Below are 18,476 nucleotides of genomic sequence, written 5' to 3' on the forward strand. Positions count from 1 at the left end.
GATCCTTCAGGCTCGGGCCAGGCGCACCGGCTCGGCCAGCCCCGCATGTTCGAGGAAGACCCGGCGAAACAGGTTGCGCGCCACGCTCAGGCGGTATTCGGCGCTGGCCCGCCAGTCGGTCAGGGGCGTGAAATCCTCGGCCAGCCGCTCCGCCGCGGCGACGAGCGCCGCCTCGCTCCAGGGCTGGCCGCGCAGCGCCGCCTCGGCGGCCACGGCGCGTTTGGGCGTGCCGGCCATGCCACCCATCGCGATACGTGCCGTCACGATACGGCCCGCCTCGACATGCAGGTTGAAGGCGGCGCAGACCGAGGAGATGTCCTCGTCCCGGCGCTTGGAGATCTTGTAGGCCGCGTGGATCCGGTCCGGCTGCGGCACCGGCAGGCGGATCTCCTCGAGAAACTCACCCGGCCCGATGTCCTGCCGCCCGTACTCGATGAAGAAGTCCTCGATCGGAAGGCGGCGGCGGCTCTCGCCGTGGCGCAGGACGATCTCGGCGCCGAGCGCGATCAGCACCGGCGGCATGTCCCCGATCGGCGATCCGTTGGCGATGTTGCCGCCGATCGTGCCCATGTTGCGCACCTGCCAACCGGCGATACGTGACCAGAACTCGCGCAGATGCGGATAGGCGTCGCACAGCGCCGCCTCGCTGTCGGAATAGCTCGCCCCTGCCCCGATGCGCAGCCCCTCCGGCCCGCGCTCGACCCGGCGCAGCGCGTCGAGATGGCCGAGCAGGACGACCGGCGAGATGTCCTTCAGAAACTTGGTCACCCACAGCCCGACATCGGTGGCCCCGGCCACCAGCGTCGCCTGGGGGTGGGCGCTCAGCACGCGCGCCAGATCGCCGATATCGGCGGGCAGGATGGCGCGGCTGTCGCCTTTGCGCAGCTCGACCCTGCGGCCATCGCGCAGCGCCGTCAGCCGGGCGGTCACGGCCGCCCGTTCGCGGCTCAACGCGTCCTCGGCGGGGCTGCCATAGCGGGTCACCGCGCGGGCGGCGCGGATGATCGGCGCGTACCCGGTGCAGCGGCAGAGATTGCCCTGCAGCGCGGTCTCGATCTCGGTCTCGTCGGGATCGGCGTTCTGCATCCACAGAGCGTAGAGCGACATGACGATCCCCGGCGTGCAGAAGCCACACTGGCTGCCGTGATGCTCGACCATCGCCTGCTGCACGGGGTGCAGCCGGCCATCGGGACCCGACAGGTGCTCGATCGTCACCACGTGGCAGGCGTCGAGCGAGGCGGCGAGGCGGATGCAGGCATTCACCGGCTCGTAGCGCAGCCCGGTCGCGCTCAGTCGGCCCACCAGGACCGTGCAGGCCCCGCAATCGCCCTCGGCGCAGCCCTCCTTGGTGCCGGTGAGGCGCCGCTCCAGCCGCAGCATGTCAAGCAGCGTGTCGCCCGCGCCGACGGCCCCGGTGGTGACCTCCGTGTCGTTCAACAGGAACCGGATCTCGGATCTCGGCTGCATGGCGTCACCTCCCCGCGCTGTGGCGGCTGGACCCTGCCGCAAATCCGGCTTCGAAAATACGCCTGTGGAGGTTAAGCTTTATCAACGTTTCGTTGAAAAAGAGCCGGGCGCTGTTGGTGCATTCTGGCCCGGTCGCATCCGAGGATCGGTCCCATGCCCTATATCGAAAGCCTGCATGTCTTCGTGCGCGTGGTCGAGCTGGGCTCGATCACGGCGGGCGGGCGCGACCTGCGGCTGACCCCGGCGGTCGCCAGCAACCGCGTCAAGGAGCTGGAGCGGCGGCTCGGCGTGCGACTGTTCAACCGCACCACGCGCAGCCTTTCGCCGACCGAGGCCGGGCAGAGCTTCTACCACCACGCCCGCCGGGTGATCGAAAGCCTGCAGGACGCCGAGGCGGCGATCGCGGGGTTCTCGGGCCATCCACGCGGCACGATCCAGGTCACCGCGCCGCTTGGCTTCGGCAAGCGCTACGTCGCACCGCTGATCCCGCGCTTCGTGGACGCCTATCCCGACGTCTCGGTCCGGCTGCGCCTGTCCGACCGCAAGGTCGACATGCTCGAGGACGGGCTCGACATCGCCTTCGTCGTCGGCCAGCCGCCCGAGTCCACGCTCAAGCTGCGCAAGATCGCCGACTGTCCGCGCGTGCTCTGCGCCTCTCCAGACTATCTGGCGCGATACGGCACGCCGCGCACGGCAGCCGATCTCGTCACCGGCGGGCACAACTGCCTGCTGCTGCGCTATCCCCGCTCGCCCGAGTATTTCTGGACGCTGGAAACCCCGGAGGGGCCGCGCAAATGCGAGCTGTCGGGCAAATATGACAGCGACGACGGCGACGTGCTGACCGCCTGGGCGCTCGATCACCGCGGCATCGTCAACAAGCCGCGCTTCGAAGTGGCGGCCCATCTCGCGCGGGGCGATCTGGTCGAGATCCTGTCAGACACGCCGCCCATCGCCGCGATCGCGGGCTGCCTCTATCCGCATCGGCGGCTGCAGGACCCCAAGCTGCGGTTGTTCCTCGACTTCATCACCCCCCGCTGCCGCGAAGCGCTCTCGGCCTGACGCCGCCTGTAACGGAGGGCTTTCCCTCGAAAAGGAACACGCAACTCCTCCGCGACGGACCACCGGGTCGCTGCGGCTGAGGGTTTATCAACCAGCCATAGATAATCCCCCGCGCCATTCGCGGTTAACCTAGGGGCCGGTCGAGGCTTTGGGAGGAGCTGAGCATGGATCTGGAAATCACCGCCATCCGCATCGAAACCTTCGCGCCCTATGGCGAGATCGTCCCCGCCGGTTCGGTCGAGGAACACCTGATGGATGCGCGGATCTACGCGCGGTTGCGACAGGGCGGCTCGCCCTGCCAGCCGCGCCTGCGCCGCCAGACGGCCCGGCCGCCGCAACTGCCCTTCGCGCTGCACTGCCTGCAGCGGTACAGGACCACGCGCTGCCTGTGCCTGCCCGACCCGGGGAGCCGACAGCTGATCGTAGTGGCGCGGGCGGGTCGCTTCGGGCCGCGGGACATCCGGGCCTTCGAGTTCGGCGGGCACCTCGCGCTGAACCTGCGCGAGGATGTCTGGTTCGGGGCCTTCACCCCGCTCGGCACCGCCGCGGGCGCGACGATCATCGAGGCCTCGGCCGCGCCGGTCGAGACGCTGGTGCTCGCGACACCGCTGCGGATCACCTCCGGCGCGCGGCAGCGCGTGTCGGAGCCCAATGTGCCGATGCGGAGCCACGGAATTCACGGGTAAGGGGGCCGCATCGTCGGCGGCGGGGGCGTACGAGCCCCCGTCGCCACCCGCCGCGTCGCGGCCTCAGCACTCCGGCAGGTTCACGGCGATGCCGCCGGTCGAGGTTTCCTTGTACTTCGTGCTCATGTCCCGCCCGGTTTCGAGCATCACCTTGATGCAGTTGTCGAGCGGCATGAAATGCGTGCCGTCGCCGCGCAGCGCCAGCGCCGCCGCCGAGACCGCCTTGATCGCGCCGAGCGCGTTGCGTTCGATGCAGGGCACCTGCACGAGCCCGCCCGCCGGATCGCAGGTCATGCCCAGGTGATGTTCGAGCGCGATTTCGGCGGCGTTCTCGATCTGCGCGTTGCTGCCGCCCATCGCGGCGCAAAGCCCGGCGGCGGCCATCGCGGCCGCCGAGCCGACCTCGCCCTGGCAGCCGACCTCGGCGCCGGAGATCGAGGCGTTGGTCTTGATGATCCCGCCGATCGCAGCGGCGGTGAGCAGGAAGTCGCGGCGGCGCGCATCGCTCACGCCGTCGCAATGGTCGAGCCAGTAGCGCAGCACCGCCGGCACCGTGCCCGCCGCACCATTGGTGGGGGCTGTGACGATACGCCCGCCGGCGGCGTTCTCCTCGTTCACCGCCATGGCGTAGACGCTCATCCATTCATTGGCGACATGCGGCGCGGGGCGGTTGTTCTGCCGCTCGGCGAGCAGCGCCGCGTGGATCGCATGCGCCCGCCGCTTCACCTTCAGCCCGCCGGGCAGGATCCCCTCCTGCGACAGCCCCCGGTCGATGCAGGCGTTCATCGTCTCCGACAGCGCGTCGAGCCGGGCATCCAGGTCGCGGACCCCGCGCGCCACCTCGTTGGCCCGCGTCATCGCCGCGATGCTGAGCCCTGCCGCATCGCCCATCGCCAGCATCTCGCGCGCCGAGCGGAAGGGATGCGGCAGCGCCTCGCCGCTTGGCTGCGTCGAGCCCTCGCGCGATGCCAGCAGCTCGGCCTCGGTCTGCACGAAACCGCCGCCGACCGAGTAGTAGGTCGTGGTCAGGAACGGGTTCCCGGCCCGGTCGAAGGCGCGGAAGATCATCCCGTTGGCGTGCAGCGGCAGCGCCGGGCCGTAATCGAACAAGAGGTCGGTGTCCGGATCGAAGGCGAGCGGCGGCAGCCCGTCGAGGACGAGCTTGCCGCTCTCGCGCAGCCCGGCGATCAGCCCCTCGGCCGCGTCCGGGTCGAGCGTTTCGGGCCGCTGGCCCAGCAGCCCGAGGATCACCGCGCGGTCGCTGGCGTGGCCCTTGCCGGTGAAGGCGAGGCTGCCATGCAGCGACACCCGGACCGAGGCCACCTCGCCCGCGCCGGGGATCCGCTCCGCGCCGCCGCGCAGATCGCCCAGGAACCGTGCGGCGGCGACCATCGGCCCCATCGTATGCGACGACGAGGGACCGATGCCGTGCTTGAAGATCTCGAAGACCGGAACGGACATCGGATCAGCCGCGGTTCGGGAGGCTGGCGCGTCCGCGCGTTAGGGCCTCCGCGTTGTGTGAAATCCGGTCGGTGCTGCAGGCGTCGCGCATGGCGGGCCTCCCTTGGCTGCGGGCCCGGCCGCGCCGGTAGTTACCGCCGGGGTCGGGCGTCTTCGGGTGCGACCGGCGCGGCCCTAGAGCCCAGCGTCGATCTCCGCGCGGCCGGTGTCCAGCAGCGCGCGCACATGCGGCGCGAAGCTGCGCCAGACGTCAAGCCGAAAGGCCTCCGGCCCGTCCCGCCACAGCACCACCTGCGCGCTGTCGAACACCGTGCGGACCGCCTGCCCCGGCGCCAGCTGGTCGAGGTCGCGCGGGCAGGCGATGGACAGCAGTTCCTGCGCCGCCGGGCCCGAGATCGCGTAGCTGATCTCCCGGTCGGAGATCTCGGTGAGGCTGTGCGGCGCGGTGCCATATGCCTCCCGTGCCGCTTCGACGATCGCATCGCGGGCCGCCTCGGGCGCGCAGATCAGCCATTCGTCCGGCCCGAGGCAGAGCGCTTTGCGACCCTGCGCTTCGGCGATCTGGCCGATCCGTCCGGGCAGGTCGAGCCCGAGCGCCTGTCCCAGAACGGGTGCGTTCGCGGGCCGGACCCGCAGGGAAAACCGCGCCACCGGGGCCAGCTCCTCGATCCGCAGGCGCGCCCCGGCCTCCGAGGTCACGGGAAAATCATGAGTCTGATCTGTCATCATGCGCCCCTCCTCAGAGCTTCAGCCGGCTGCCATCGGGGTCGTAGAAGGCGGTCGAGGTGATGCGCGCCCGGTGCGTGCCGTCCGGCATCGGCAGATAGACGTCGCGCCCCTCCATATCATGCCCACCCTCGATCAGCGCCATGGCGATGGACCGACCGAGCGTCGCGCTATGATAGGACGAGGTGACATGACCGACCATCTTCATGGGCAGGGGCTGATCGGGGTCGAGCACGATCTGCGCGCCCTCCTCAAGCTTCACCCCGCCATCCTCGGTCATCAGGCCCACCAGCTGCTTGCGTCCCTTGGCCACCAGATCGGGCCGCGCCAGCGACCGCTTGCCGACGAAATCGGGCTTGTTCTTCCCGATCGCCCATCCGAGCCCCGCATCCTCGGGCGTCACCGTGCCGTCGGTGTCCTGCCCGACGATGATGAAACCCTTCTCGGCGCGCAGCACATGCATCGTCTCGGTGCCGTAGGGGGTGATGTCATGCGGCTTGCCCGCCTCCATCAGCGCCTCCCACAGCGCCAGACCATGCCGCGCCGGCACGTTGATCTCGAAGCCCAGCTCGCCGGTGAAGCTCAGCCGGAACAGCCGCGCGGGGAAGCCCGCGACCCGACACTCGGCCACCGACATGTGCGGCATCGCCTCGGCCGAGACGTCGACGCCCTCGACCAGCCCCTCGAGCACCTTTCGGGCGTTCGGCCCGTTCAGCGCCACGGTCGCCCATTGCTCGGTGGTCGAGGTCAGCCAGACATCGAGATCGGGCCATTCGGTCTGGAGATAATCCTCCATCATGTTCAGCACGCGTGGCGCACCGCCCGTCGTGGTGGTGACATGAAAGAGCTCGTCCGAGAGACGCCCGATCACGCCGTCGTCGCGGATGTAGCCGTCCTCGCCCAGCAGTACGCCGTAACGGCAGCGGCCCGGCGCGAGCTTGGTCCAGGGGTTGGTGTACATGCGGTTCATGAACTCGACCGCATCCGGCCCCGCCACCTCGATCTTGCCCAGCGTCGAGGCGTCGAAGATGCCGACCGAGGCGCGCGTTGCGCGGCACTCGCGCGCCACCGCCGCCTCCATGTCCTCGCCGCCGTTGGGGAAGTACCATGCCCGGCGCCACAGCGAGACCGGCTCGAACACCGCGCCATTCGCTTCGGCCCAAGGATCGATCGGCGTGCGCCGCGTCACCTCGAAGGTGGCGCCCCGGTGGTAGCCCGCGAAGGCGCCGAAGGTCGTCGGCGAATAGGGCGGGCGGAAGGTGGTCAGACCGACCTCGGGCGGCGCCTTGCCCACCGCGTCGGCGGCGATCATCAGCCCGTTGATGTTCGACATCTTGCCCTGATCGGTCGCCATGCCGTTGGTGGTGTAGCGCTTGACGTGCTCGATCGAGCGCATCCCCTCGCGCACGGCGAGGCGGATGTCCTTGGCGGTCACGTCGTTCTGGAAGTCGATGAAGGCGCGCACGCGCGACGATCTGCGATCGGTCGGCAGCTCCTTGTGGCTCTCTCCGGTGCCGGGACGGTCATGCGCCACGGCGAGGGGCGCGGCCTCCGCCTCTTTCCCGAGCGCCCGCGCCGCGTCGGCGCCGGCCCTGGCCCCGTCGGCCAGCACGGCCTCGAAGCCCCAGAGCCCGCGCCCGGCGCCGGCGATGTGGCAATCCTCGGTCATCCGGCCGGGCAGGAAGGTGTTGCTCTGCGCGTCCCATTGCAGGCTGCCCTTGGTGTGCGAGAACAGGTGCAGCGATGGGGTCCAGCCGCCCGACATCAGCAGGCAGTCGCAATGGATCATCCGCGGCTCGCCGACGCGTCCGCCCTGCACCGGGTTCACCGTGACCGAGGCCACCCGCAGCCGTCCGCGCGTGCCGGTGACGGTGTGCCCGGCGAGCAGCTCGATCCCGCGCACCCGCGCCTCGGCGCGCAGCGTCTCGGGCGGGGCCGCGCGGGTGTCGACGATGGCGACGATCCGGGTCCCGGCGGCGGCGAGATCGAAGGCCGCGTGATAGGCGCTGTCATGCGAGGTGACGATCACCGCCCGCGTGCCCACCTTCACGCCGTAGCGGTGCAGATAGGTCTGCGCCGCGCCCGCCAGCATCACGCCGGGCCGGTCGTTGCCGTGGAAGACCAGCGGCTTCTCCAGCGCGCCCTGCGCCAGAACCACCCGCGTCGCCCGCACCCGCCACATCCGCTCGCGCGGGGCGTTGTCGGCGATCTCGTCGAGATGATCGGTGAGCTTCTGGCACAGGCCGATCATGTTCTGGTGGTAGTAGCCGATCGCCGTGGTCCGGGTCATCAGCCGCACGCCGAGGGATGCGAGTTCGGCCAGCGTCGCGTCGAGCCAGTCCCAGGCCGGCCGGCCGTCGATCTCGACGCCCGGATCGGAGAGGAGCGCCCCGCCCATCTCCGAGTTCTCGTCGACCAGCGTCACCCGCACCCCGGCGCGCGCCGCCTCGAGCGCCGCCATCAGCCCCGAGGGCCCCGCCCCCACCACCAGCAGGTCGGTATGCAGGTAGCGCGAGGCGTAGGTGTCGGGATCGACCTCCGAGGGCGCGCGGCCAAGGCCCGCGGCGCGGCGGATCACCGGCTCGTAAAGTTTGTCCCAGAAGCTGCGCGGCCACATGAATGTCTTGTAGTAGAACCCCGCCGGAAACAGCGGATACAGCGCATCGTTCACCGCGCCGAAATCGAAGGACAGCGCGCCGAGCCGGTTCTGGCTCTCGCAGATCAGCCCCTCGCGCAGCTCCTGCACGGTGGCGCGGGTGTTCGGTTCGAACCGCCCCGGCCCGCGCGAGGTGCCGATCAGCGCGTTGGGCTCGGCCGAGTCCGCCGTCACCGGGCCGCGCGGCCGGTGATACTTGAACGAGCGGCCCATCAGGTGGATGCCATGGGCGAGCAGCGCCGAGGCGACGGTGTCGCCGCGCAGGCCGGTATATTCGCGATTGTCGAAGGCGAAGCGCACGGTTTTGGCGTGATCGACCCGGCCCTTGCCGGGAATGCGGAACTGGCTCACTGCGCGGCCTCCAGCGATGCGAGATCGGGGCGCGGCTCGCCCGCCTTGTAGGTCAGAAGGAACCGGTCGCTCACCGTGTCGCGCACCGCGTTGAAGAAGCGCGCGCAGCCATGCACGTGGCGCCAGCGCTCGAAATGCGGCCCCTTGGGGTTGGAGCGGATGAACAGGAAGTCGCGCCATTCCTCGTCGGACATGGTCGAGGGATCCTCGGGCCGGGCGATATGCGCCTCGCCGGCATAGGCGAATTCCAGCTCCGGCAGGGTCTCGTCGCAATAGGGGCAATGGATCAGCAGCATGGGTCTACCTCAGTGCGCGACGGCGGCGGCGGCCGCCTCGTCGATCAGCCGCCCCGTGCGGAAGCGGTCCAGCGTGAAGGGGGCGTTGATCGGGTGCGGCTCGCCGGTGGCGACGGTATGGGCCAGCGTGTGCGCCGCCCCCGGCGTCGCCTTGAAGCCACCGGTGCCCCAGCCGCAATTGACGAAGAGGTTCTTGACCGGCGTCTTGCCGATGATCGCCGAGCGGTCCGGCGTCACGTCGACGATGCCGCCCCATTTCCGCAGCATCCGCATCCGGTTGAAGATCGGGAAGATCTCGCAGATCGCCGCCACCGTGTGCTCGATCAGCGGCAGTCCGCCGCGCTGCGAATAGCTGGTGTACTGGTCGGTGCCGGAGCCGATCACCAGCTCGCCCTTGTCCGACTGGCTGATATAGGCGTGCACCGTGTTCGACATCACCACGCAGGGGAAGACCGGCTTCACCGGCTCGGAGACCAGCGCCTGCAGCGGGAAGCTTTCCAGCGGCATCCGCACCCCGGCGCTCTCCATAACGACCGATGTGTGCCCGGCCGCCGAGACCGCGACCTTCTTGGTGCCGATGAAGCCCTTGGCGGTGTCGACGCCGGTCACGGCGCCGTCCGGGCCGCGCCGGATCGCGATCACGGGGCAGTTCTGGATGATGTCGACGCCGCGCGCCGCCGCCGCCCGCGCATAGCCCCAGGCCACCGCGTCGTGCCGCGCGGTCCCCGCGCGCATCTGCAGCGCTGCGCCCATCACTGGGTATCGGGCATCGGGCGAGATGTTGAGCGGCGGGCAGTACGCCTTGGCCTCCTTGGCCGAGAGCCAGCGGTTGTCGACGCCGTTCAGCCGGTTCGAATGCACGTGGCGCTGGAAGGACTGCACGTCGTGCACGTTATGGGCCAGCATCATCACGCCGCGCCGCGAGAACATGACGTTGTAGTTCAGCTCCCGGCTCAGCCCGTCCCAGAGATCGAGCGCGTGGTCATAGAGCTTCGCGCTCTCGTCATAGAGGTAGTTCGAGCGGATGATCGTGGTGTTGCGCCCGGTGTTGCCGCCGCCGAGCCAGCCCTTGTCGATCACCGCGACATTGGTGATGCCGTGCTCCTTGGCGAGGTAGTAGGCCGCGCCGAGCCCGTGCCCGCCCGCACCGACGATGATCACGTCGTATTCCTTCTTGGGCTGCGCATCGGGCCATTGCTCGCGCCAGCCGGTGTGGCCGGTGAGCGCGTTCTTCACGACGGCGAAGGCGGAATAGCGGGGCATGGCGCGGTCCTCGGCATGGGGCGGGGCAATGGGGGCTATCTACCTCCTTGGCACGAAACGCGCGGGCGGGACTGGATGGATGCGGCATTTCGACGTTATGTTTGCGACATGAACGACGCCTCCCTCCCGCTTTCCCGCCCCAGGCTGCGCGTCGGCTTTCTCCTCGCGCGGCGTTTCACGCTTTCGGCCTTCGCCAATTTCGTCGACGTGCTGCGCCTCGCCGCCGATGAGGGCGACCGGTCGCGGCCGATCCTGTGCAGCTGGCGGGTGATCGCCGAGGACCCGGCCCCGGTCCGGTCGAGCTGCGGTGTCACCGTGGGGCCGGAGGAAAGGCTCGGCGATCCGGGCCGCTTCGACTACATCGTGGTGATCGGCGGTCTGATCGAGGAAGGCGGGCTGCCCCCGGCGGAAATCGACTTCCTGCGCCGCGCCGCCGCGAGCAAGGTGCCACTGATTGGCGTCTGCACTGGCGCTTTCATCCTGCACCGCGCGGGGCTGATGCAGGGCTACCGCTGCTGCGTGAGCTGGTTCCACCACGACGACTTCCTCGAACAGTTCGACGGGCTGGTCCCGGTCTCGGACCGGGTCTTCGTCGAGGATCGCGACCGGCTGACCTGCTCGGGCGGCGCCAGCTCGGCGCATCTGGCCGCACATCTCGTCGACCGGCACATCGGCCGGGCGGCGGCGCGCAAAAGCCTGCACATCATGATCATCGACGAGGCGATGGCCGCCGACGATCCGCAGCCGGGCCTGCCGCTCGACCTCAAGACGCGCGACCCGCTGGTGCGGCGCGCGCTCCTGCACATGCAGCAGAACCTCGACGCCGCCCCCGGCGTGGGCGACATCGCCGCGCGGCTCGGCGTCAGCCGTCGCAAGTTGGAGCGGCACATGCGCGAGGCGCTCGGGCTGAGCCCGGCGGCGGCCTTCCTCAAGGTCCGCCTCGCCCATGCGCGTTTTCTGCTCGCCCGCCCCGATCACAGCGTCACCCGCATCGCCGCCGAGGCCGGGTTCTGCGACGTGTCGCACCTGATCCGGGTGTTCCGGCAGCAGGAGGGCATGACGCCAGAGGCCTGGCGGCAGGCCAACGCCGTGCAGCGCCTGCAGGTTTGACGGCGGGTCCGGGTCAGGCGGCCCTGGCCTTGCCCTTCACGATCAGATGCTCGGGCCCGTAGGGGAAGCCGGTGATGTTGCGGTTGCCACCCTCCTCGATCACGAGGATGTCGTGCTCGCGGTAGCCGCCGGCGCCGGGCATGCCTTCGGGAATGGTGATCATCGGCTCCATCGACACGACCATCCCCGGCTCAAGCACCGTCTCGCAATCCTCGCGCAGCTCCAGCCCCGCCTCGCGGCCGTAGTAATGGCACAGCACGCCGAAGCTATGGCCGTAACCGAAGCTGCGATACTGCAGCAGGTCCTCCTCGGCATAGATCTCGTTGAGCTCGCGGGCGATCTCCGAGCACTTCTTGCCCGGCACCAGCAGCGCCTTGCCGCGATCATGGACCTTGCAGTTGATCTCCCACAGGCGGAGATGCGCGTCGCTGGCCTCCTCGGCGAAGAGCGTGCGCTCGAGCGCGACGTAGTAGCCCGCGACCATCGGAAAGCAGTTGAGCGACAGGATGTCGCCGCGTTCGATCCTGCGGCTGGTGACCGGGTTGTGCGCCCCGTCGGTGTTGATGCCCGACTGGAACCAGGTCCACGTGTCGAGCAGCTCCGCCTCGGGCCAGCTCCTTGCGATCTCGCGGACCATCGTGGCGGTCGAATGCAGCGCCACCTCGTGTTCGGGCACGCCCACGGCGGTTGCCTCGACGCAGGCCGCGCCACCGATATCGGCGATGCGGGCCATTTCGGTGATATGCGCGATCTCCTCGGCTGACTTGATCATCCGCAGCCGCATCGCAGCCCCCGCGATGTCGACGAAGGCGACGCCCGGGAACTCGGATTCGAGCTGGCCGAGAAACTCGATGCTGACCTGGTCGTACTCGATGCCGATCCGCTTTGCCTTGCCGATCAGCTGCCGCACCGCATGAAAGAAATTGTCCTTCTGCCAATCGGTATAGGTGACGTTGCCACCGAATGTCCGCCGCCATGGCTGGCCGCCATCGATGCCAGCGCTGATTGTCGTGGCGCTGTCCTGATCGATCACGAGGCCATAGCGGCGGCCGAACTGGCAGTAGAGGAAATCGGCGTAGTAGTTGATGTTGTGATAGGAGGTGAACAGCGCCGCATCCACGCCCGCTTCGGCCATGTAGGCCCGGATCGCGTCCTGCCGGCGCTGCATCTCGGCGGCGGAAAAGCTCGGCTTCGCCTTCTCGCCGTTGCCAACATAGTTCTGAAGCCGTTCGCGCTGCATGATCGCACCCCCGTCCGCCGCTATTGAAACTGGCCCGAGGGTCCGGCGGATGGCGCCCCTTGTCAAAAGACGATAATTCATCCTCGTATGAGTTATTCTCATGTGGAGCTTCCGGTGTCGCTTCCCCCGCTGACCGCTCTGCGCGCCTTCGAGGCGGTGGCCCGCCTCGGCAGCTTCAACGCCGCTGCCGAGGCGCTCTTCGTCACGCAATCGGCCGTCAGCCATCAGGTCAGGCATCTCGAAAGCTGGCTCGGCCGACCGCTCTTCGACCGCTCCGGGGCGCGGCCGACGCTGCTGCCGCGGGGCGAGGCGCTGGCGCGCGATCTCGGGCTGGCGCTCGGCGGCATCGAGGCCGCTTGCGCCCGGGCCCGCGCCGGGGACGAGCGCCGCGCCCTGGTGATCGCGGCGATCCCCTCCGTGGCGCTCTGCTGGCTCATTCCGCGGCTTTCGTCATTCCGCGACGCGTATCCCGAAATCCCGGTGCGGATCATCTACGCGATCCATGGCCAGGGGATCGATTTCCGGGAGGTCGACCTCGCCTTCACCTATGCGCCCACCCCGCCGGTCCTGTCCGGCGCCCGCACCGAGCCATTCCTGCCGGGGATCAGCGTCCCGGTCTGCAATCCGGCGGTCGCGGCCGGGTTGTCGCGGGACGTCGGCCCGACCGAGGCCATGCTGCAGGCCGGTCTCCTGCACGACACCGACACTTCCGGCTGGGCCGGCTGGCTCGCCCGTGGCGGTCTGGAAACGGGGACGCCGCTCCACGGCCCGGTCTTCGAGGATTTCAACCTCCTGCGCGTGGCGGCCCTGTCCGGGCAGGGCATCGCGCTCTGCCCCGCCGCCATGATCCGCGACGACCTTAAACACTATCGCCTGGTCCAGCTGTCGGAGCAGACCGCCCGCGACGGCTACGCCTATTACCTCCACGTCGCCGAGGCCGCCGACCCGGACATGGGTCCGGCGCGAGACGTGTTTCGCGAGTGGGCCCTCGCGATGCGCGATGCGGATGAAGCTTGAAGGATTACAGCTCTTAGAGGGTCGAACCTGACGCAGTCGCTCAACTACAACGGCTCATCTTGCCCGCCTCAGCGGCTGATCCGAAGATTACCGCTGAAGCGCCTGTTTTCTCACGTTTGTTTTCCACCTTGCCCACGACCCGCACCAGTAGGACGTCGCAACACGGCAATCTGTTCACTTTGGCGCTTTGATATGGGCGCCCATACCGCATTAAGGTCAGGGCCACGACCGCAGGGAGGCCGCAAGAATGGAGACCGAACCCTTGACGCCGCGCCGCCGGGGACGACCGCGCGGGAGCATCAGGGATACCAAGCCCGCACCGGTCAAATCCCTCGATCGGGCCATCGACGTCCTGGAGCGGGTCGGGGCCGGGGGCACGTCGCTGTCGCAGCTCGCCGCCGATCTCGATGAATCCCCCGCGACGCTCTACCGGGTCCTGCTGACGCTGGAGGCCCGCCAGCTCGTGGAGTTCGAGGAGGATGGGCAGATCTGGCATGTCGGCCCCGGCGCGTTTCGCCTCGGCTCGACCTTCCTGCGCCGCACCAACCTCGTCGACCGCGCCAGGCCGATCCTGCGCCGCCTGATGGAGACCACCGGCGAGACCGCCAATCTCGGGGTCGAGCGCGACGGTCGGGTGCTGTTCCTCAACCAGGTCGAGACCCACGCCCATATCCGCGCCTTCTTCCCGCCGGGAACGGTCTCGGCGATGCACGCCTCCGGCATCGGCAAGGCGTTGCTCGCCGCCTTCGACGCCGCGCGGCGCGACCGCATCCTCGACGCCTACCCGCTCGAGCGGTTCACTCCGCGCAGCCTCACCGAGCGCGCCGCGCTGCTCGAGGATCTCGAACGATGCGCCGCGCGCGGCTACGCCGTCGACGATCAGGAACGCAACGAGGGCATGCGCTGCCTCGCCGCCGCGGTGCACGACGCCCAGGGCGAGGCGGTGGCTGGGGTGTCGGTGTCCGGCCCCGTGGCGCGGCTCGCCGATACCGACCTGCCGCGGCTCACCGAGGCGGTGCGCGATGCGGCGCGGCAGCTGACGACGGCGATCGGGGGCGTCGCGCCGAAAGGGTGACCCGCCGCCCGGCAGCGGCGGGGACCCGGCTCACTCCGCCGCGATGTGGTCGGCGGCGGCGGCATCGGCGAGCAGCGCGGTGGCGCGGGTGCCATCCATCGGGCGGCCCAGGAAGAAGCCCTGCGCCACGTCGCAGCCCAGCTCCATCAGCCGGGTGATCTGCTCGGAGCTTTCGACCCCTTCGCCGACCGCGCCGACCGACAGCTCGCGCGCCATGTTGGTCACCGCCTGCGCCACCGCCCAGGCCTTGTGATCCTCCTGCGCCACGTTGACGAAGCTGCGGTCGATCTTGATCTGGTCGAGCTCGAAATCGCGCAGATGGGTAAAGGAGGAGTAGCCGGTGCCGAAATCGTCCATCGCGATCTTCACCCCCATTGCCCGCAGCGCGATCAGGTTGCGCGCGAGATGCGCGCCGTCGCGCACCAGTGCGGTCTCGGTCAGCTCGAGCGTCAGGCGCTGCGGCGCGAGATCATGCGCGGCCAGCGCTCGGCGCACCACCTCGACGATCGAGGGCAGCCGCATCTGCATCGGCGAGACGTTGACCGCGACATGCACCTCCTCGGGCCATTCGGCGAGTTGGCGGCAGGCCTCCTCGATCACCCATTCGCCGATCTGCACGATCATGCCGTTCTCCTCGCTCAGCGGGATGAACTCGGCCGGGGAGACCAGCCCGCGCAGCGGGTGGTCCCAGCGGATCAGCGCCTCGAAGCCGAGGATCGCGCGGTCGGAGAGCCGGCAGATCGGCTGGTAGTCGAGCCGGAACTCGCCGCATTTCAACGCCTGGGTGAGGTCGCTCTCCATCTGCCGCCGGGCCAGCGCCTTCTCCATCATCCCGTCCTCGTAGAACTGGATCCGGTTGCGGCCGAGGCTCTTGGCCCGGTAGAGGCCGAGATCGGCGCGCTGCAGCGCCTCGGAGGTGTTGGTGGCGCCGTCGATTAGGCTGGCGCCGATGCTGCAGCCGATGCTGATCTTGTGGCCGTCGACGTCAAAGGGCCGGCTCAGGCTCTCGATGATGGCGCGGCCGATCTCGGTCGCCTCGACCTCGCCGGCACCGTCGAGCACCACCACCATCTCGTCGCCGCCGAGGCGGAACACCGTGGCGCCCTTGCCGGCCGCGTCGAGCAGCCGCCGCGCGACCTGCACCAGGAGCCCGTCGCCGACCGGGTGGCCCAGCGTGTCGTTGACCACCTTGAAGTGATCGAGATCGAGCATCAGCAGCGCGCGCGGCGTGGTGTCCTCCATGATCGCGGCCATGTGGTCGCGGAAGCTGCGGCGGTTGGGCAGGCCGGTCAGCGCGTCGTGAAAGGCCATATGCGCGATCTTGGCCTGGGCGGCGCGGTGCTCGGTGAAATCGTCGAAGGTCAGCACCACCTCGCCGGTGGGCACACCGCGGCTGGAGATGCACAGCACCCGGCCATTGGCGAACTCCTCCTCGCTGCGCAGCATCTCGGTGCCGCGCATCCGCTCCAGATGGGTGTCGACGATCGCAGAGAAGCGGGCCTGCTCCCAAGCCCGGCCCGCCTCGATCACCTCGACCAGCCGCTCGATCCGATCGCCTGCGACGACCGAGCCTTCGGCAATGCCGAACAGCTCGTAGCAACGGTGGTTGATCGCGGTGATCGAACGGTTCTCGTCGACCATCACCAGCGCGTTCGACATGTTCTGCAGCGCCGCGACGAAGGAGGCTTCCTTGCGGGCGACCTCCTGGCGGGCACTGCTGAGCCGACGGCGATGCACCATCGCGGTGATCGCGGCGTAGCACAGCGCCAGCGTGGTCAACGCGGTGAAGCTCGACAGCAACTGCCGGTCGATCCCCTCGCCCGCCGCGCCGCCGATGATCTGCAGCCCCATGCCCGATATCGCGGTGAAATGCAGCGTGCAGACCCCGAGCACGAGGCCGGTGCCGCGCGCCCAGCGGGCGGCGAGGCCCATGCCGCTGACCGCCATCGCGGGCGCGAAGAAGGCCATGCCGAACAGCAGCGCCAGCACCGTGCTGCCGATCTCGTGGTGCATCGGGTTGTGCATCGCCGCCATGCCGGTGAAGTGCATCGCCCCCACCCCGGCACCGGCCACCGCGCCCAGGCCTGCGCGGGCCCAACGCGCGCGCTGCAGCGAGGCCAGCGCCAGCGGGACGCCGACCCCGATCACCCCGACCAGCGCCGACAGCGCCGTGATGGTCGGATCATAGCCCACCGCCGCGGCGGGGCGGTAACCGATCATCGCGATGAAATGGGTGGTCCAGACCCCGCCCCCGGCGACCAGCGCGATCCAGAGCAGCGGCACGAGGCGTCGACGCCCCTGATTCAAGCTCATCTGGCGCATCAACAGTACCAGGGTCAAGGCCATCCCCCCGCAGACCACCGCCGCCATCGCGACAAAGAGCGGGTGGGTCTGCACAAGACCCTGAAGAATCGTCGAAAACATGCCGTAGGCCCCCAGATCAATTGGGCCGACGCTGCCCGCCGACTAAGACCGAAACATGGCCAAAGCGGCGTGATCATGGGTATTTTTCCGGGAGATGCCGCGGCGGCACCACCGCCGCGCCCCGACTCGCGCCTCAATCAGCGCAGTTCGCGGAAGCCATGATGCCCAGCTGCGCCGCCACGCATCTGGCTTGCCATCACGCCGCGCAGCGCGGCGAGATCCTCTGCACCCAAGGGTTGCAGGAACTCGACCCCGACATAATGCTCGTTCGACCAGACGACCCGCGCCTTGATACGGCGATAAAGATGGCACAGCGTCACATGGGTGTCGTTCGTCAGTGCCGCGATTCCACGCAGCCGCGCGCCGGTGGGGCTGATGTCGACAAGCCGGGCCCGGTGCTGCGTTCCCTCATGCTCGACCCCGAGCTCGCTGTTGGCCGGATAGCGAGGCGCGCGGTACCGCATGATCAAGTCCAATCTATTCAAAGGCTTCGGTCAATCCTACCGCATCGGGCCGGGAGGGGCCAGCTATCCAAGGGTCGATAATGGAGATGCCTGCCGATTGGGACTTTTCCGCAAGGGCTGATCAGGCGTCACGCGGCGCTGCGCATTTTAAGGGCTCCGCGTGGATCAGCGACGATTTTCGCTTGTGCTGAAGGCTGCAGGGATCGACATTAACTCCCGTATTACGAGTGTCAAAGTCAGGTTCAGACAGTGCTTACAGACCAGCCACGAATCGCCGTCGTCATCTGTTCCCTCGGGCGCCCCGAGATCGTCCGCAGCCTGCTGCCGCATCTGCTGGCGCAGACCTCGCCGCCCCGGGAGATCGTATTTGCCGTGACCGGCCCGGCGGACCTGCCCGCCGATATCGACTGGGCCGGCTTTCCGGTGCCGGTGCGCGTCATCACCTCGCCCAAGGGGCTCTGCGTTCAGCGCAATCGCGGCCTCGACGCGGCCGTGGACGAGAACGACATCATCGTGTTCTTCGATGACGATTTCGTGCCGAGCCGCTACGCGCTCGAACGCATCGCCCGGGCCTTCGCCCTGTTTCCAAAGGTCTCCGGCCTCACCGGGCGGGTGCTGGCCGACGGCGTCTGCAGCGGTGGCATCGAGGCAGAGGCGGCGGCACGGATAGTCGCGGACTGGGATGCGGACCAGACCGATCCGGGCGTCGATCCGAAGATCCTCGCCTCGGGGCTGGTCGGGCTCTACGGCTGCAACATGGCCTTCCGGACCAAGGCGATCGGGGGGCTGCGCTTCGACGAAAGGCTGCCGCTCTACAGCTGGCTTGAAGATGTCGATTTCGCCAGCCGCGTCCCCGGCGAGAAGGTCCGCAGCGACGCTCTGGTCGGCGTGCATTGCGGCGTCAAAGCCGGGCGCGAGCGCAACGGGAGGTTGCTCGGCTACAGCCAGATTGCCAATCCCTACTACCTGTTCCGCAAGGGGTCGGTGCCCTTGGGCTTCGCGCTCCGGCTCGGGCTGCGCAACACCGTCGCCAACCATCTGCGCGCCGCCCGACCCGAGGACTGGATCGACCGGCGCGGACGGATGCGCGGCAACTGGGCCGCGATCACCGACATCCTACGCGGCCGCTCCGCGCCCGAGCGTGTGCTGAACCAAGTCGCGCCCCCGCAGGCGGGCTGACC

General features: G+C 69.1%; 15 protein-coding genes. 6 read left to right on the forward strand and 9 right to left on the reverse strand.

Going from position 1 to position 18,476, the window contains the following annotated elements; translation table 11 throughout:
• Nucleotides 1-6 precede the first annotated feature (6 nt).
• Nucleotides 7-1,467 (reverse strand): xanthine dehydrogenase small subunit, encoded by a 1,461-nt coding sequence (gene xdhA, locus T8T21_RS19000; protein ID WP_322338024.1) that lies wholly within the window; start codon nt 1,465-1,467, stop codon nt 7-9.
• Nucleotides 1,468-1,620: 153 nt separating this feature from the next.
• Here xdhA and T8T21_RS19005 point away from each other — a divergent pair, with 153 nt between their 5' ends.
• Nucleotides 1,621-2,526 (forward strand): LysR family transcriptional regulator, encoded by a 906-nt coding sequence (locus tag T8T21_RS19005; RefSeq protein ID WP_322338025.1) that lies wholly within the window; start codon nt 1,621-1,623, stop codon nt 2,524-2,526.
• Nucleotides 2,527-2,690: 164 nt separating this feature from the next.
• Nucleotides 2,691-3,212: an ureidoglycolate lyase gene (locus T8T21_RS19010; RefSeq protein WP_322338026.1), complete on the forward strand. Its 522-nt coding sequence runs from the start codon at nt 2,691-2,693 to the stop codon at nt 3,210-3,212.
• A gap of 63 nt (nt 3,213-3,275) precedes the next feature.
• Here the strand turns inward: T8T21_RS19010 and T8T21_RS19015 are convergent, their stop codons facing one another.
• The 5 genes from T8T21_RS19015 to T8T21_RS19035 form a co-directional block, all read right to left on the reverse strand.
• The gene (locus T8T21_RS19015; RefSeq protein ID WP_322338027.1) at nt 3,276-4,673 is read right to left on the reverse strand and encodes an L-serine ammonia-lyase; all 1,398 of its coding nucleotides are present in this window, start codon (nt 4,671-4,673) and stop codon (nt 3,276-3,278) included.
• 174 nt (nt 4,674-4,847) lie between these two features.
• The gene (locus T8T21_RS19020) at nt 4,848-5,399 is read right to left on the reverse strand and encodes a sarcosine oxidase subunit gamma (protein WP_322338028.1); all 552 of its coding nucleotides are present in this window, start codon (nt 5,397-5,399) and stop codon (nt 4,848-4,850) included.
• Nucleotides 5,400-5,412: 13 nt separating this feature from the next.
• Entirely contained in the window at nt 5,413-8,406 is a 2,994-nt protein-coding gene (locus tag T8T21_RS19025) for a sarcosine oxidase subunit alpha (RefSeq protein WP_322338029.1), read from the reverse strand.
• Nucleotides 8,403-8,702 (reverse strand): sarcosine oxidase subunit delta, encoded by a 300-nt coding sequence (locus T8T21_RS19030; RefSeq protein WP_183471289.1) that lies wholly within the window; start codon nt 8,700-8,702, stop codon nt 8,403-8,405. Before T8T21_RS19030 ends, T8T21_RS19025 begins: the two co-directional genes overlap by 4 nt.
• A gap of 9 nt (nt 8,703-8,711) precedes the next feature.
• Nucleotides 8,712-9,965, reverse strand: coding sequence for a sarcosine oxidase subunit beta family protein (locus tag T8T21_RS19035; RefSeq protein WP_322338030.1), 1,254 nt, complete (start codon nt 9,963-9,965; stop codon nt 8,712-8,714).
• Nucleotides 9,966-10,073: 108 nt separating this feature from the next.
• Here T8T21_RS19035 and T8T21_RS19040 point away from each other — a divergent pair, with 108 nt between their 5' ends.
• Nucleotides 10,074-11,075, forward strand: coding sequence for a GlxA family transcriptional regulator (locus T8T21_RS19040; RefSeq protein ID WP_322338031.1), 1,002 nt, complete (start codon nt 10,074-10,076; stop codon nt 11,073-11,075).
• 13 nt (nt 11,076-11,088) lie between these two features.
• Here T8T21_RS19040 and T8T21_RS19045 read toward each other — a convergent pair whose 3' ends face one another.
• On the reverse strand, nt 11,089-12,315 hold the full coding sequence (locus tag T8T21_RS19045) for an aminopeptidase P family protein (protein WP_322338032.1): 1,227 nt from the start codon (nt 12,313-12,315) through the stop codon (nt 11,089-11,091).
• A 114-nt stretch (nt 12,316-12,429) separates the two neighbouring features.
• On the opposite strand from T8T21_RS19045, the gene T8T21_RS19050 reads away from it, so the two are divergent.
• Together T8T21_RS19050 and bhcR are read left to right on the forward strand one after the other, a co-directional pair.
• Nucleotides 12,430-13,332 (forward strand): LysR family transcriptional regulator, encoded by a 903-nt coding sequence (locus T8T21_RS19050; RefSeq protein WP_322338033.1) that lies wholly within the window; start codon nt 12,430-12,432, stop codon nt 13,330-13,332.
• A gap of 247 nt (nt 13,333-13,579) precedes the next feature.
• A complete protein-coding gene (gene bhcR, locus T8T21_RS19055) occupies nt 13,580-14,407 on the forward strand; it encodes an HTH-type transcriptional regulator BhcR (protein ID WP_322338034.1) in 828 nt (275 codons plus the stop codon).
• 30 nt (nt 14,408-14,437) lie between these two features.
• Here bhcR and T8T21_RS19060 read toward each other — a convergent pair whose 3' ends face one another.
• Together T8T21_RS19060 and T8T21_RS19065 are read right to left on the reverse strand one after the other, a co-directional pair.
• On the reverse strand, nt 14,438-16,720 hold the full coding sequence (locus T8T21_RS19060; protein WP_322338035.1) for a bifunctional diguanylate cyclase/phosphodiesterase: 2,283 nt from the start codon (nt 16,718-16,720) through the stop codon (nt 14,438-14,440).
• Between the two features lie 248 nt (nt 16,721-16,968).
• Nucleotides 16,969-17,295 (reverse strand): PilZ domain-containing protein, encoded by a 327-nt coding sequence (locus T8T21_RS19065; RefSeq protein ID WP_322338036.1) that lies wholly within the window; start codon nt 17,293-17,295, stop codon nt 16,969-16,971.
• A gap of 249 nt (nt 17,296-17,544) precedes the next feature.
• Here T8T21_RS19065 and T8T21_RS19070 point away from each other — a divergent pair, with 249 nt between their 5' ends.
• Nucleotides 17,545-18,474: a glycosyltransferase family 2 protein gene (locus T8T21_RS19070; RefSeq protein WP_322338037.1), complete on the forward strand. Its 930-nt coding sequence runs from the start codon at nt 17,545-17,547 to the stop codon at nt 18,472-18,474.
• The last annotated feature ends 2 nt before the right edge of the window (nt 18,475-18,476 follow it).

The sequence above is a fragment of the Limimaricola variabilis genome (assembly GCF_034371605.1).
Taxonomy (GTDB): domain Bacteria; phylum Pseudomonadota; class Alphaproteobacteria; order Rhodobacterales; family Rhodobacteraceae; genus Limimaricola; species Limimaricola variabilis.